Origin of the sequence: Streptomyces sp. SPB162 (genome assembly GCF_029504575.1) — a bacterium.
Taxonomy (GTDB): domain Bacteria; phylum Actinomycetota; class Actinomycetes; order Streptomycetales; family Streptomycetaceae; genus Actinacidiphila.
The window spans coordinates 550050-564188 of the sequence record NZ_JAQFII010000001.1 but is presented as its reverse complement, the minus strand read 5'-3'; the positions used below and the strand labels follow the sequence as shown (position 1 = coordinate 564188).

15 protein-coding genes are annotated in these 14139 nt (G+C 72.2%); 3 read left to right on the top strand and 12 right to left on the bottom strand.

What is annotated here, in order from left to right; genetic code table 11:
- Nucleotides 1-104: 104 nt before the first annotated feature.
- The 7 genes from M2266_RS02635 to M2266_RS02605 all read right to left on the bottom strand — a co-directional run bounded on the left by M2266_RS02635 (nucleotide 105) and on the right by M2266_RS02605 (nucleotide 6553).
- Nucleotides 105-815 carry a lysophospholipid acyltransferase family protein gene (locus tag M2266_RS02635; protein WP_277436620.1) on the bottom strand — a complete coding sequence of 237 codons (711 nt, stop codon included), beginning with the start codon at nucleotides 813-815 and terminating at the stop codon, nucleotides 105-107.
- A gap of 122 nt (nucleotides 816-937) precedes the next feature.
- A complete protein-coding gene (locus M2266_RS02630) occupies nucleotides 938-1099 on the bottom strand; it encodes a hypothetical protein (protein ID WP_277436619.1) in 162 nt (53 codons plus the stop codon).
- Nucleotides 1100-1179: 80 nt separating this feature from the next.
- Complete coding sequence (locus tag M2266_RS02625) at nucleotides 1180-2226, bottom strand: hypothetical protein (RefSeq protein WP_277436618.1); 1047 nt, start codon at nucleotides 2224-2226, stop codon at nucleotides 1180-1182.
- Nucleotides 2227-2259: 33 nt separating this feature from the next.
- Complete coding sequence (locus tag M2266_RS02620) at nucleotides 2260-3219, bottom strand: cytochrome c oxidase assembly protein (protein WP_277436617.1); 960 nt, start codon at nucleotides 3217-3219, stop codon at nucleotides 2260-2262.
- Nucleotides 3220-3402: 183 nt separating this feature from the next.
- A complete protein-coding gene (locus tag M2266_RS02615) occupies nucleotides 3403-4428 on the bottom strand; it encodes a 6-phosphofructokinase (protein ID WP_277436616.1) in 1026 nt (341 codons plus the stop codon).
- A gap of 126 nt (nucleotides 4429-4554) precedes the next feature.
- A complete protein-coding gene (locus tag M2266_RS02610; RefSeq protein WP_269276445.1) occupies nucleotides 4555-5283 on the bottom strand; it encodes a glutamine amidotransferase in 729 nt (242 codons plus the stop codon).
- A gap of 31 nt (nucleotides 5284-5314) precedes the next feature.
- Nucleotides 5315-6553 carry a MurT ligase domain-containing protein gene (locus tag M2266_RS02605; RefSeq protein WP_277436615.1) on the bottom strand — a complete coding sequence of 413 codons (1239 nt, stop codon included), beginning with the start codon at nucleotides 6551-6553 and terminating at the stop codon, nucleotides 5315-5317.
- A gap of 178 nt (nucleotides 6554-6731) precedes the next feature.
- Here M2266_RS02605 and def point away from each other — a divergent pair, with 178 nt between their 5' ends.
- The gene (def, locus tag M2266_RS02600; protein WP_277436614.1) at nucleotides 6732-7277 is read left to right on the top strand and encodes a peptide deformylase; all 546 of its coding nucleotides are present in this window, start codon (nucleotides 6732-6734) and stop codon (nucleotides 7275-7277) included.
- Here the strand turns inward: def and M2266_RS02595 are convergent.
- Nucleotides 7274-7918 (bottom strand): TetR family transcriptional regulator, encoded by a 645-nt coding sequence (locus M2266_RS02595; protein ID WP_277436613.1) that lies wholly within the window; start codon nucleotides 7916-7918, stop codon nucleotides 7274-7276. The two genes, def and M2266_RS02595, sit on opposite strands and share 4 nt — an antisense overlap.
- Nucleotides 7919-8065: 147 nt before the next feature.
- Here M2266_RS02595 and M2266_RS02590 point away from each other — a divergent pair, with 147 nt between their 5' ends.
- On the top strand, nucleotides 8066-9292 hold the full coding sequence (locus M2266_RS02590) for an acyl-CoA dehydrogenase family protein (protein WP_277436612.1): 1227 nt from the start codon (nucleotides 8066-8068) through the stop codon (nucleotides 9290-9292).
- Between the two features lie 66 nt (nucleotides 9293-9358).
- Here M2266_RS02590 and M2266_RS02585 read toward each other — a convergent pair whose 3' ends face one another.
- The 3 genes from M2266_RS02585 to M2266_RS02575 are packed head-to-tail and all read right to left on the bottom strand — an operon-like array spanning nucleotide 9359 to nucleotide 12286.
- Nucleotides 9359-9907 (bottom strand): flavoprotein, encoded by a 549-nt coding sequence (locus M2266_RS02585; RefSeq protein WP_277436611.1) that lies wholly within the window; start codon nucleotides 9905-9907, stop codon nucleotides 9359-9361.
- Between the two features lie 54 nt (nucleotides 9908-9961).
- On the bottom strand, nucleotides 9962-10150 hold the full coding sequence (locus M2266_RS02580; protein ID WP_277436610.1) for a hypothetical protein: 189 nt from the start codon (nucleotides 10148-10150) through the stop codon (nucleotides 9962-9964).
- A gap of 60 nt (nucleotides 10151-10210) precedes the next feature.
- Nucleotides 10211-12286 (bottom strand): FUSC family protein, encoded by a 2076-nt coding sequence (locus M2266_RS02575; protein WP_277436609.1) that lies wholly within the window; start codon nucleotides 12284-12286, stop codon nucleotides 10211-10213.
- 747 nt (nucleotides 12287-13033) lie between these two features.
- Here M2266_RS02575 and M2266_RS02570 point away from each other — a divergent pair.
- Nucleotides 13034-13618, top strand: coding sequence for a winged helix-turn-helix domain-containing protein (locus M2266_RS02570; protein ID WP_277436608.1), 585 nt, complete (start codon nucleotides 13034-13036; stop codon nucleotides 13616-13618).
- Here M2266_RS02570 and M2266_RS02565 read toward each other — a convergent pair.
- On the bottom strand, nucleotides 13602-14063 hold the full coding sequence (locus M2266_RS02565) for a universal stress protein (RefSeq protein WP_277436607.1): 462 nt from the start codon (nucleotides 14061-14063) through the stop codon (nucleotides 13602-13604). The two genes, M2266_RS02570 and M2266_RS02565, sit on opposite strands and share 17 nt — an antisense overlap.
- Nucleotides 14064-14139: the final 76 nt, after the last annotated feature.

Genomic DNA, 14139 nt, shown 5'->3' with positions numbered 1-14139 from the left:
ACCGTGTTCTGTTCGTAGGCACAACCCCGGACCCTATGGTGACCGATCGAGGCGGAGCCACCGGTTTACGTCCCAGCGGGCCGCCCCGGCCGCGCCGCACCCCGTCACGACGGCCGTCGCAGCCGTACCGTCACGCCCCGGGCCTGCTCGGCCTTGACCTCGTTGGCGTACCGGTCGACGTACTCCTGCCCGGACATCGCCAGGATCGCGTACATGATCTCGTCGGTCGCCGACCGCACCACGAAGCGCTCCCCCTCCATGCCCTCGAACCGGCTGAACTCCATCGGGGTTCCGAACCGGATCGTGACCCGGCCCAGCCGGGGCAGCTTGCGGCCCGGCGGCTGCAGTTCGAACGTGCCCACCATCGCGCACGGGATGACCGGCACCTGAGCCGTGATCGCCATTGCCGCGACCCCGGTACGCCCCTTGTACAGCCGGCCGTCGTGCGACCGGGTGCCCTCCGGGTAGATGCCCAGCAGGTGGCCGCGGCGCAGCACCCCCAGCCCGGACTTCAGCGCCGCCTGGGAGGCCTTCCCGCCCGACCGGTCCACCGGGATCTGGCCCACCCCGCGGAAGAACGCGGCCGTCAGCCGGCCCTTGATCCCGGCACCGGTGAAGTACTCGGCCTTGGCCAGGAAGGTGATCCGGCGCGGCAGGATCGCCGGCATCAGGAAGTGGTCGGAGAACGACAGGTGGTTGCCGGCCACGATCGCGGCGCCCTCGTCCGGAATGTGTTCAAGACCCTCGATCCGCGGCCGGAACAACAGCCGCAGCAGCGGCCCCAGGATCACGAATTTGAGCACGTGGTAGAACACGTCGCCTGTTTCCCCCTCCACGCCGGGGCGCGCCCGCACCCCGGTGACCAGGCACAGTAGTGCCGATGCGGGCGGGGCGCGAGAGGACCGCACCGGCTGTTCCGTCGCGCGCGGGTCCGTCGTCAGCGGGGCGACCGGATGGCGAGCACGCCGGCGGTGCACAGGCCCAGCAACACCCAGGCGAACCACAGCCAGCCGTTCGCGCCCAGCGCCACCGTGTACGCGGAGACGGCCACCAGTGATGCCACGGTGCACACCGCCATCGCTTTCGCGGGTGTCGGCATGGCACCCCCTCCCGAGCATCCCAGGACGGCCCACCTGTCGGCGGCCCGGTCTCCATGGTGACCGGTCGCCGCCTCCGGCGCTACCAGTCGCCGTCGGCCACCTGCCCTTCGTCCTTGAGCTTCTTCACCTGGCCGGGCTGGACCGGCACCCACGGCTGCTGGTCGTCGCCGAGCCAGTCGCCCACCGGCTTCACGTCCGCCAGCGGACCCGCGGCGTCGAGGTCGGCGGCGTCCGCGTCGTAGTAGTCGAACCAGGGCAGGCCCGCGGCGTTGTAGGCGGCGCGGTCCACCGGCGACGGCGGAGCGGCCTCACCGGTGATCTGCCGCCAATGCGGGGCGGTGGCCAGATGGACGAAGACCCGGCCGGACGGTGCCGTCCGCCAGTCGCCCGGCAGCCGCTCGTCGCGGTAGACCTCCTGCCGCATCCGGCCGCCCGCGCCCAGTCCCATCGACGGCGCGGCCGGCACCGCCCCCGGGGCCGGTGCCGCCCTGGCCGCCATCGGCATCGCCGCTCCGTACCCCGCGGCCGTGGGCGCCATACCGTCCTCGGCCGCGACGCCCCAGGGCCCGCGGGTGGCGACCGCACGTCGCTCCTGCTCGGCGCGCCAGGCCGCGAGCGGCTCGTCCCGCAGCTCGAAGACCTGCAGCTGCACCCCGCCCCAGACCTCCTCGCCGGAGACCTGGCCCTCCACGGTCGCGCCCAGGCCCAGCGGCACCGCGACGAACTGCCGGATCGTGCCGGATCCCGAGTTGATACCGTCCAGCCAAGGTTGCCGGGGGAGGACGACATAGTTCTGCGGATCCTGTGACAGCCGGTCGCTCCACGGCCGCCCGGAGATCGCGCACACCTTGCCCACGCCCACCTGGAGCGCGGCCGGCACCGGCGAGGAGAAGCTCAGCCACATCGCCTCGCGCTGGTAGACCGGCAGCATCACCCCGCCCCGGGTCAGCCAGTCGGCGGGCGCCCGCTCCGGGTAGTCCGCCACCCGGCGCAGCGGGAACGTGCCGATCCCCGGCGGCAGTGGATGCGTTCCCGTCTCCGGCAGGCGCAGCGTGCGCATGAAGCGCACCGTCACCCCGCCCGGCAGTTCCAGCGCTCCGCCCGATATCCGCACCCGATCCCCCATCTCGCGCCTCCCCTTCATCAGCTGTGGCAGCTGTCAGCCGCGACCGCGAGTCTCCAAGGATGCCAAATAGGCGTTGTACGCCACCAGTTCCGCGTCCCCGTCACGGTCGGCCGCCCGATCCGACCGCCGTGCCTGCCGCTGATCGGAGGTGTACCACTGGAACAGCAGTGCCACCAGCACGATGACCGAGGGGATCTCGCTGAACGCCCACGCGATGCCGCCCGCCGCGCTCTGGTCCTGCAGCGGATCCACCCCGAGCGACGCCGGGGGATGCAGGAACGTGGTCACCATCGGCTCGGTGCCCATCATCAGGGCGATGCCGAAGAACGCGTGGAACGGCATCCCCGCGAACAGCTCCAGCATCCGCATGATGTGACTGGGGCGGTGCGGCCCCGGATCCACGCCCATGATCGGCCAGAAGAAGACCAGGCCGACGGCGAGGAAGTGGGTCATCATCGCGATGTGGCCCAGCCTGCTGCCCATCAGGAAGTCGAAGATCGGCGAGAAGTACACCGCGTACAGGCTGGCGATGAAGAGCGGAATGGTGAACGCGGGATGGGTGACGACCCGCATGTAGCGGCTGTGCAGGAAGACCACCAGCAGCTCCCGCGGCCCCTTGCGGCCGCGTCCGTGCGCCGTCGCGGGCAGCGCCCGCAGCGCCAGCGTCACCGGAGCGCCCAGCAGCAGCAGAATGGGGGAGAGCATGCTGATGACCATGTGCTGCACCATGTGCACGCTGAACATGACCATGCCGTAGTCGTTCATCGCGGTGCACATCACCGAGGCCACGGTCAGCACACCCAGGACGAAGGCGGCGATCCTGCCGGCCGGCCAGCGGTCGCCGCGCCGCCACAGCCGCACCACGCCCCAGCCGTACAGCCCGAGCACCAGCAGGCAGCCCGCCAGGAACACCGGGTCCCCGCTGAACTCCAGCGCCCGCCCAAGGGTGAACGGCGGCAAGTCCATGGGCATGCCGTGTCCGCCGTGGTCCATGGGTCACTCTCTCCTGTCCGTGCCGACTGATCCGCCCGCGCCGTCCGGCAATGTGCCGATTCGACCCGTGCGCCCGCACCAGACTAGAGCCGCCCCCGGCCGCTGGTGCGGCCGGGGGCGGCCCCGTACGTCGGAAGCGGGCGTCAGCCCGTCACAGCGCCCGCGGAGCGGCGGGCGGCCCGGCTACAGGACGCACTCGGCCTCGATGTAGCGCTCGGCCGGAACGGTCTTGAGGTGCTCCACGGCCTTGGCCAGCGGCACGAGCTTGATGTCGGTACCGCGCAGCGCCGTCATCATGCCGAAGTCGCCGTTGTGGACGGCCTCCACCGCGTGCCAGCCGAACCGGGTCGCGAGCACCCGGTCGTAGGCGGTGGGCGTGCCGCCGCGCTGCACGTGGCCCAGGATCACCGGCCGCGCCTCCTTGCCGAGGCGCTGCTCCAGCTCCACCGACAGCTGGGTGGCGACGCCGGTGAAGCGCTCGTGGCCGTAGATGTCCTTGGCGCCGGACGAGAACTCCATCGAGCCTTCGCGCGGCTTGGCACCTTCCGACACCACGACGATCGCGAACTTCTTGCCGGCCGCGAAGCGCTTGCCGACGAGGTCGGTCAGCTCGCCGATGTCGAAGGGCCGCTCGGGCACCACGATGGCGTGCGCGCCGGCCGCCATGCCCGAGTGCAGGGCGATCCAGCCGGTGTGCCGGCCCATGACCTCGACGATCAGTACCCGCTGGTGCGATTCGGCGGTGGTCTTGAGGCGGTCGAGGGCCTCGGTGGCGACCATGACGGCCGTGTCGAACCCGAAGGTGACGTCCGTCGAGGCGATGTCGTTGTCGATCGTCTTGGGCACGCCCACGATCGGCAGGCCGGCGTCCGACAGCAGCTTGGCCGCCTTGAGGGTGCCCTCACCGCCGATCGGGATGATCGCGTCCAGGCCCAGGTCCCGTACGTGGCCCTTGGCCTGCTCCACGCCTCCGCGCAGATGCGCGGGCTGCACCCGGGACGAGCCCAGGATCGTTCCGCCACGGGCCAGGATGCCGCTGACGGCGTCCAGGTCCAGCTTGCGGTAGTCGCACTCCAGGAGGCCCTTCCAGCCGTCGTGGAAGCCGATGACCTCATCGCCGTGGTCGACGACGGCGCGGTGCACCACCGACCTGATGACGGCATTGAGTCCGGGGCAGTCTCCGCCGCTCGTCAGCACACCAATACGCATTGCTCTCGCACTCCCGCGATTCAAACGGACGGCCGGACCCCGTCGTCCGGGTGGAACCCCCGTTACCTTAGCCAGCCACGTGCGGACGGCGCACAGCCGCCCGCACTGCGGACACCGCGCGCCGTCTCAGGCGGGTTGGCCCGCCGCCGTGATCCGCTCGGTGCGCAGCGCCTCGTACCACTGGTCGTCGACCGGCGGCAGCGCGTTCACGTCCAGTGCCAGCTTGAGCAGCAGGTCCGCGATCTGCGGATTGCGGGCCATGACCGGACCGTGCATGTACGTGCCGAAGACGGTGTCGTTGTACGCGCCCTCGGTGCCGTCGCCGGTCCCGTTGCCCTTGCCGATCCGCAGCGTCGCCAGCGGGCGCGCGCTCGGACCGATGTGGGTGACGCCCTGGTGGTTCTCGAAACCCGTCAGGGGCGGCAGGCCGAGCCGCGGGTCGATGTCGGCCAGCACGTCGCCGACGCAGCGCTCGCCCTCGCCGCGCACGCTGACGACGTCGAGCAGCCCGAGGCCCGCCTCGGGGCGGCCCAGGTCGTTCACGAACTCGTGGCCCAGGATCTGGTACCCGGCGCACACCGAGAAGACGATCGCGCCATTGGCGACCGCGCGGTTCAGGCCGCCGTCGCGGCGCAGCCGCTCCGCGGCCAGCCGCTGCGGGCGGTCCTCGCCGCCGCCGATCAGGTAGATGTCGCCGGAGGTGGGGATCGGCTGGTCGGACCGGACGTCGATCCGGCTGACATTGAGGCGGCGCTGGCGGGCGCGCCGCTCCACGACCAGGGCGTTGCCCTGGTCGCCATAGGTGCTGAGCAGGTCCGGGTAGACCCACACCAGGCGAAGGCTGGAATCGCTCATGCTTGCTGCTTCTCCTTTTCCGGGGTCCGGCTCAGTTGCCGACGCGGCGGCGCAGGTCCTGGAAGGCGGTGTAGTTGGCGATGGTCTCGATCCGGCCGGGGGGCGCCGAGCGCACCGCCTCGTCGACGTCGGCGCAGACACGGAAGTCCAGGCCCGCGACCTCCAGGCGGACCGCGAGGTCCAGCTTGCGGTCGCCGATGACGTAGATCGGGTGCCCGGCGAGCCGGGTGTAGTCCACGTCCCACAGCCAGGAGGTGTCGGTGCCGTCGGCGCCGCGGGCGTTGACGGACAGGATCACCGGGGTGGGCGGGCCGTCGATGAGGGAGAACGTCTCCAGCCAGCCGGCCGGGTTCTTCGCCAGCAGCAGCCGCAGCTCGCGCTCCAGGTAGGTGACGACGTCGTAGCGCCCGGCCACCGCCTGTACCGCGTACATCCGCTCCAGCGCGACCTTCGGCTCCACCCCGAAGGCGGCCGCGGCGGCGGCGGAGACGGCCGCGTTGGACTTGTTGGCCCGCCCCGGCAGTTGCAGGCGGATGGGCCAGGCCACGCCGTACGGGTCGATGACGTGGTCGCCGGAGAGCGCCCAGGTCGGCGCGGGACGGCGGAAGCCGCAGTCACCGCAGAACCAGTCCTCGGAGGGCCGCTGCAGGACGCCGCCGCACGAGGGGCACGACCAGGCGTCGTCCTTCCACTCCTGACCCGCGGCGACCCACACCACGGTGGGGCAGGAGGAAGCGGCCCAGGTGATCAGCGGGTCGTCGGCGTTGGCGATGACGATGGCGTCCGTGCCGGACAGGCCCTCGCGCCAGTGCTCCGCGAGCATGCGGGTCTCGGCCGCGCGGTCGAGCTGGTCGCGGGAGAGGTTGAGGAGGGCGATGGCCTTGGGCGCGACATCGCGGGCGACGCCTGCCAGGTACTTCTCGTCGACCTCGATCACGCCGTAGCGGGCGTCCGCGCCGCCGGCCAGCGCCGAGGTGATGCCGGCCGGCATGTTCGCGCCCAGGGCGTTGGAGACCACCGGGCCGTTGGCTCGCAGCGCCTCCGCGAGCAGCCGGGTCGTCGTCGTCTTACCGTTGGTGGCGGACACCAGCACGACATCGAGGTGCCCTGCCAGCCGGGCCAGCAGATCGGGGTCGACCCGAAGGGCCACCCGTCCGCCGATCACCGATCCGCTGCCGCGGCCCGCCGCACGGGACACCGCCGCAGCCGCCTTGCCCGCCGTCACGGCCAGCTTGGCCCGCGGAGTCAGCGGCTCCGAGTTGCCTGCCATCGTCTAACATCCTCCTCGCGTCCGGCCCCCACCTGCACAAGCCTCGCGGTGGCCGACTCTCCGCCCCTCCACGGCCGATCCAACACCCGGGAGGCCTCGGTCTCGCATCAGCCTATCCACATTCCCGTGCGGCCCCCGCACCGTAGGCCCGCCGGATACAGGCTCTACGCTTGCCGGCATGCGACACGGCACCATCCCCGGCAGTAGCGGCACCATCCGTCCGATGCGTCTGATCGGCGACCCGGTGCTCCACGCGGCGTGCGCCGAGGTCACCGCCTTCGACGCCGAACTGGCCCGTCTCGTCGAGGACATGTTCGCCACCATGTACTCCGCCGACGGCGTCGGGCTGGCCGCCAACCAGATCGGCACGGCCCTGCGGGTGTTCGTCTACGACTGCCCCGACGACGAGGACGTGCGGCACCTGGGACACGTCGTCAACCCGCGGTTGGTGGAGGTGGACGGCGTCACCGTCACCGGTTCCGAGGGGTGCCTGTCGCTGCCGGGCATCAACGCGGGCACCACCCGTTACGACCACACGGTGGTGGAGGGCTTCGACGTGCGCGGCGAGCCGGTGCGGATCGCCGGCACCGGCTTCTTCGCCCGCTGCCTGCAGCACGAGTGCGACCACCTGGACGGTGGCTTGTTCACCGACCGCCTCGGCGGGCTGCGCCGCCGCCGCGCCCTGCGGGCCGCCCGCCGGGCGCCCTGGGCGCGGCGGGGTTAGAGTCCGGGGCTGCCCGCCCGGTCGCCGGCCGCGGCCAGCCGTCCCCACAGCAGGTCGGCGAGGTGGCTGACCAACTGGTCGCGCGGGACGGGGCGTTCACTGAGCCACCAGTCGCCCGCCGCGTGCATCATGCCGACGATGCCGTGCCCCCACACCCGCGCCAGCTGCTGGCTCTGCGGGCCCAGGTCCAGCCGCTCGGCTATCACCTCGGCCAGGTCCTCGCCCATCCGGCGCAGCAGCGAGGAGGAGTGTCGGCCACCGTCGAAGCCCTTGTCCCCGTCGCCCGGCGCCTCGGCCGGATGCATCAGGAAGCGGTACACCTGGGGGCGGCTCTCGATCGCGGCGAGGTAGGCGTGCAGCGTGGCCTCCACCCGGTCGCGGCGGTCGTTGCCGGAGTCCAGGGCGGCGCGCAGCGCGCCGAGCAGCGCGTCGGTGTGCCGCTGGGCCAGCGCCCGGTACAGGCCGCTCTTGTCGCCGAAGTGACGATAGAGAATCGGCTTGGTGATTCCCGCCTCCGCGGCGATGGCGTTCATGGAGGCTTCGGGTCCGTCCCGCAGTACGACGCGGTCGGCGGCCTCGAGCAGCTCTTTACGCCGTCGCTCCGTCGCCGTCCGCTGGTCCTGCCGCTGGCCGGTGTCCACCCGGTACTCCCTGTCTGTTCGATTTCGTGCACTCTGCGCAACGTAACACCCCGGTCGTGGCGACCGGGTTCGCGGAAGGGAGTTGACATCCCCTACTCGTGGGTAACAGACTGATGTTACCGCAAGTAACAACCAGGTGGAGGGGACATGGGCGACTTCACGCTCGAGCTCAACGACGACCAGAAGTCCGTGCGCGACTGGATCCACGGCTTCGCGGCCGACGTGATGCGCCCGGCGGCCGCGGAGTGGGACGAGCGCGAAGAGACGCCCTGGCCGGTCATTCAGGAGGCCGCCAAGATCGGCCTCTACTCCCTGGACTTCTACGCCCAGCAGTTCTTCGACCCCACCGGCCTGGGCATCCCCATGGCCATGGAGGAGTTGTTCTGGGGCGACGCGGGCATCGGCCTGTCCATCGTCGGCACCGGCCTGGCCGCCGTCGGCGTCCTGGCCAACGGTACCGAGGAGCAGATCGGCACCTGGGTCCCGCAGATGTACGGCGACGTCAACGACGTGAAGGTCGCCGCCTTCTGCTCCTCCGAGCCGGACGCCGGATCCGACGTCTCCGCGATGCGCACGCGCGCGGTCTACGACGAGGCCAAGGACGAATGGGTGCTCAACGGCACCAAGACCTGGGCGACCAACGGCGGTATCGCGGCCGTCCACGTCGTCGTCGCGGTCGTCGACCCCGAGCTCGGCTCCAAGGGCCACGCCTCGTTCATCGTCCCGCCGAACACCCCCGGCCTGTCCCAGGGCCAGAAGTTCAAGAAGCACGGCATCCGCGCCTCGCACACCGCCGAGGTCGTGCTTGAGGACTGCCGCATCCCCGGCGAGTGCCTGCTGGGCGGCAAGGAGAAGCTCGACGAACGGCTGGCCCGCGCCCGCGAGCGCGCCAAGACCGGGGGTGAGCGCGTGAAGAACGCCGCGATGGCCACCTTCGAGGCCTCCCGCCCGGCCGTCGGCGCCCAGGCGGTGGGCATCGCCCGCGCCGCCTACGAGGTCGCCCTCGACTACGCGAAGACCCGCGTGCAGTTCGGCCGTCCGATCATCGACAACCAGGGCATCGCCTTCCAGCTCGCCGACATGCGCACCCAGATCGACGCCGCCCGGCTCCTGGTCTGGCGCGCTTCCTGGATGGCCGCGGCCGGCCGGCCCTTCACCTCGGCCGAGGGCTCCATGTCCAAGCTCTACGCCGGTGAGACCGCCAAGACCGTCACCGCCCAGGCCATGCAGATCCTCGGCGGCAACGGCTACACCCGCGAGTACCCGGTCGAGCGCATGCACCGCGACGCCGCGATCTACACCATCTTCGAGGGCACGAGCGAGATCCAGCGCCTGGTCATCGCCCGCACCCTGTCGGGCCTTCCGATCCGCTGAGAACGCATCGTCCGCACGGCCGCGTCCCCTTCGCCCGCACGCGGCGCAGGGGACGCGGCCGTCCGGTCATCTGACGGCGGTGGCCGCGTTCCTCGTGGCCGCCAGTGCCAGGTGCCAGGGGTATTCGGCGGGCTGGTCCTCGTCCGGGCGGTTCGGGACGAAGCCGCCCTCACCGTGCAGGACCGTCACGCCGGCCAGCCGCAGCTCGGCCAGGGAGCGCTCGAACCGCGGGTGCTGGACGAAGGCGGAGTTCAGGCAGGGCATGGTCACCATCGGAATGCCCTTGCCGATGGCCTCGGCGGCGACGCCCACCACGAAGTGGTCGGTTATCCCGAGCGCCCACTGGTTGAGGGTGTTGAACGTGGCCGGGGCGAAGAGGATCACGTCGGCCGGGGGCCAGACGTCCGGTTCGCCCGGCAGCTTGTACTGCGAGCGCACGGGGTGGCCGGTCAACGCGGCGAGGCCGTCGAGGTGGTGGCCGAGCCAGTGGGCCGCGGTGGGGGTGAGGCCCAGGCACACGTCCCAGCCGTCGACCTGCGCATCGTCGATCACCCGGGCGATGTCGAAGACGGGCGGGGCGGCCGAGCCGAACAGGTACAGGGTGCGAGAGTCCATGGCCCCATCACATACCGGCCGGACGATCAAGCGCAACCAGCCCTCGGCGGGCCGTCAGTGGCGACGTTCGCCGAGGTCGGACAGGAGCGCCACCGTTCCCGCCACGGCGGCCAGGAGGCCCGCGCCGATCACGGCGGTCCAGCCGACGGTGCCGGTCAGCGCGGGGAGGACGAGCCCGACGGCGAGGAGCGAGAGCAGCGCGGACACCGCCGCGAGGACGGGTTTCCAGCTCTGGACGGCCATCCGCCCACCTTACGGACGAACCCGGCGTGGGGGAGCGGGATCCCGTCACACCGGATCCCGTCACAGGGACGGGGTCCGGCCACCGGAGCGGGAGCGCAGCGCTTCCTCGAACTCGTCGAGCGTCTCCACCAGCAGTTCCGCGCCGCGGCGCACCATACGTTCCTGGCTGGAGTCGCCTGGCCAGCCGTCCAGGGCGGCCCGGGCGGCGTCCCAGCGCGGCGGCGCCCCGTCGCGCACCTGCTGCGCCGATGCGGCGGCGGCCTCCCGCAACACGCGGGCGAAGTCCGCGGCGGCCGGTATGGGGTCGGCGTCCCGGCCGGGGAGGTGGGCCTCCATCAGCATGCCCACCCGCCCCATCGCGGAGAGCGCCGTGTCGGCGTCCTGGGCGGCCCTGCGGGACAGCCCGCGATGGCGCACCGGTTCGGAATCGGCCCGTGCGACGGCCTGGTCCCAGGCGGCGCCGGCGGCGCGGGCTTCGAGCAGGGCCTCCCGCACCGTCGAGGAGCGCCGGTGGGCCGGATCGGCGAAGCCCTCCAGCACGGCGGCCGCGTATCCGGCGTTGCTCTCCAGCCGCTCCGCGAGCCGGTCGCGCAGCAGCGGGGTCTCCCAGGCGGGGAACACGGCGTAGGCCGTCATCGCCAGGACCCCGCCGAGCAGCGTCAGCAGCACGCGTTCGAAGACCGCCTGGGTCCACTGGCTGCCGGCCATGCCCAGCAGGAGGACCGCGTACGCGGAGACGCAGGCCTGCGAGACGGCATAGCCGGTGCGCATCAGCAGGTACATCAGGCCGATGCACAGGACGGCGAGAGCCGCGCAGAGATAGACACCGGGCGACGCCGCCTGCATCACGCCGGTGGCGACGGTCACACCCACCAGCGTCCCGGCGAAGCGGGCCACGCCACGCGCGTACGTCTGGGAGAAGTCCGGGCGCATCACCATGACCGAGGCCATCGGCGCCCAGTAGCCGTGGCCCAGCGGCAGCGCCGTGGCGAGCAGGTATCCCGCCGTGGCGACCGCGGACATCCGCACCGCGTGCCGGAACACCGGTGACTGCCAGCGCATCTGCCGGCGCATCGCCCGCGCGGCCAGCGGTACCAGCCGCGGCAGGGTGGGGCGCAGCAGATGGGCGGCCTCGGTGGCGTCCGAGGGACCTGAGCCGTTGGCGCTCTCCACGGCGGCGGAGAGCAGGCTGATCAGGCGGGCGGCCACCCGGCGGGCCGAGCCCGTCAGCTCCGCCTCCGGCTCCGGCACCGCGAGGAAGGAGTCGACCTCCTTCGGCAGTTTCACCGGCTTCGCGTGCCGGATCGCGCGGGCGACCGCGTCCAGCACCGTGGCGGCCGCCGCCAGCAGTTCGCGGGCCCGGTCGCGTTCCGGGCCCTCCGCGGCGGCGCCGACCGTGGGATCGGCCAGCGACGCCAGCACCGGGCGGATGCGCTCCGCCAACGCCCGCTTGCCGTGCAGTTCCTCCGGACGGCGGCGGGCCTCCCAGGGCGTCACCGCGGCCGCGCTGCGCGCCGTCATCAGCGGCTCGGGATCGAACGGGGCGTGCGGGTCCTGGCGCAGCCGCCGGGCGTAGTCCGCCTCGGCGGCGAACGCGTCCGCGAGCGCGTCGCGTTGCGCTCCCCAGCGGCGGATGGGGAAGAGCACGATGAGCGCCGCCTGCACCAGCCCGCCGAAGGCGATCACCCCGGCGTGCCCCAGAGCGTTCAGGACGGATGTGGGCAGGGTGACGACGACCAGCATCACGGCGACGGTCAGGGCGGCGACGATCCCGGACGTCGGCCCGAGCGACCACGCCATCCCGGCCAGGAAGGTCCACACGGCCAGCAGCAGGACGAAGACCAGCAGGTGGGAGGCGGCCAGGTACCCCAGGAAGGTGCTGACGGCCAGGCCGGCGCCCGCGGCGAGGGCCAGTACCGGGCGGGAGCGCCAGCTGCGCTGGAAGGTGGCGGTGCCCGCGGCGAAGGCGCCGAACGCGGACGACGCGGCCACGGCGGGGGAGGACAGCCACAGCGCCAGGCCGATCACGATCGCGACGCCGGCCGCGCCGCGGACCGCGACCAGCGGTTCGAGGCGGGTCCGCTCGACCTTCAACCCGGAGCGGCCGGTCTCCTTCAGCGCGCGCAACCAGGTCATGATCCAGAGGATAGGGGGAAACGCCGTGCGACCGGCTCCTCCCCCCGGGAGGCCCACGTCAGCGCGCGTATGACGTGCACGGCGTGCGTCCGGCGTGCGTGCGCGTGCGTAGCCGCCGGGCCGATGGGTAGGCGCGGGCAGTGGCCGCGTCAGCGACAACGAAGACGACAAACCGACAGAACGACACAGCCACACAGCGACACGACGCGAAGGAGAAGTCGATGACCCATCCCGACCTGACAGTCATCCGGGCGAGCGTTCCTCCCGTGCCCGACCCGCAACCGACGCCCCCGGGGCCGGACCCCGTGCAGCCGGACCCCGTCCCGCGTCCGGTGCCGCAACCCGGCCCGAGCCCCATGCCGCCCGGCCCGCCGCTGCCGGGACCCGGGCCGGCGCCCGGTCCCGAGCCGGTGCCCGATCCGGCACCCCTCCCCATGTGACGCATACGAAGGACCGGAATACACGTTCCGCCGGCATCCCCCTGCCGCGCGGGGCGTGGCTTCTGGTTCAATAGGGCCTATGGCCGGCCCCAGTGACATCGCGACAGGTCGTACCGACCTTGAGCCCTTCTGGCCGTCCCGGCAGGGACACCACTTCGACCGAGAGTGTTGCCGCGCGATCGCCGCGCGGACCCGCACTCCCCGCTGACCTGCGGACAACGGCCTTCGGCCGTCGCCGTCAGCAGTACGGATTCCGGTACCGCGCAATACGTCGTCCAACGACCCTTCGCGCGAAAGAGCCGAACCCATGTCGAACACCCAGTCCCTGAACCACCCTGCCGTCAGCCTCGCCCAGCCGTCCGCCGTGGGGACCACCACCCCGCTCCGGTCGCGGCTGCGTGCCGTACGGCCCGACGAGGTCCCGCCCGCCCCCGACTTCCTGCCGCCCGGCGCCACATGGCTGCCGGCGCCCGGTCATGTCCTGCCGTCCGTTCCCGGCCAGCAGCGGATGGTCGGCTACCTGGTGCTCGTTCCCGCCGAGGCGGGACCGGTCCCGGTGGAGGCGGTGCCCGAACTCGTTCCCGATCTCGGCGCCCGGGTACGGATCGACACCGAGCGGCGCACGGCGGCGGTCGACGGCCGTCCGCTCGACCTGACCTACCTGGAGTTCGAACTGCTCGCCCATCTCGTCGCGCACCCGCACCGCGTGCACTCCCGCGACCAGCTCGTCACCACGGTCTGGGGCTACGGGCACGTGGGCGACGGCCGTACCGTCGACGTGCACGTGGCGCGGCTGCGCCGCAAGCTCGGCGCCGAGCACCGCGGCAGCATCGTGACCGTCCGCCGGGTGGGCTACAAGTACGCACCGGTGGCGGCTACGGCACTACGGTGACCGGCCAGCGTCCGGCCTTCACCAGCCGGATGGCGACCGAACCGACGATGCGGTGTCCGGCCTGCTCCGAGGCGCCGACCACCACAGCGTCGGCCGTGAGCGACTCCGCCGCGGTGACCAGCCCGTTGTAGGGGTCGCCGCGGAAGGTGTGGAACTCCCAACGCATGGCGTATATCCCCCGGAGCCGCTCCGCCGACCGGCGGATCTCGGCCTCCAGCTCATCGGCGACCTCGGTGGTGACCTCACCCACCGGGGCGCCGAGGAGTGCGCCGGTGACGATGACGGGCTGTACGTAGACGACGGCGAGCAGCGCGTTCTGTCGCCGCGCCAGGCCGGCGGCGTAGGAAACCGCCCGCCAGGAGGATTCGGAACCGTCCGCTCCGACGACGATGACCTTGGGTCCGTCCGTTCCGCGCTCGAACGGCGCGGGCTCCTTGTCCACCACCCCTTGAGGCTAACCCCCCGGTTTCTTCCCACCGGGGTGCCCCCCGCCTCGTTGATCACTCGAATGGCCGCATTGC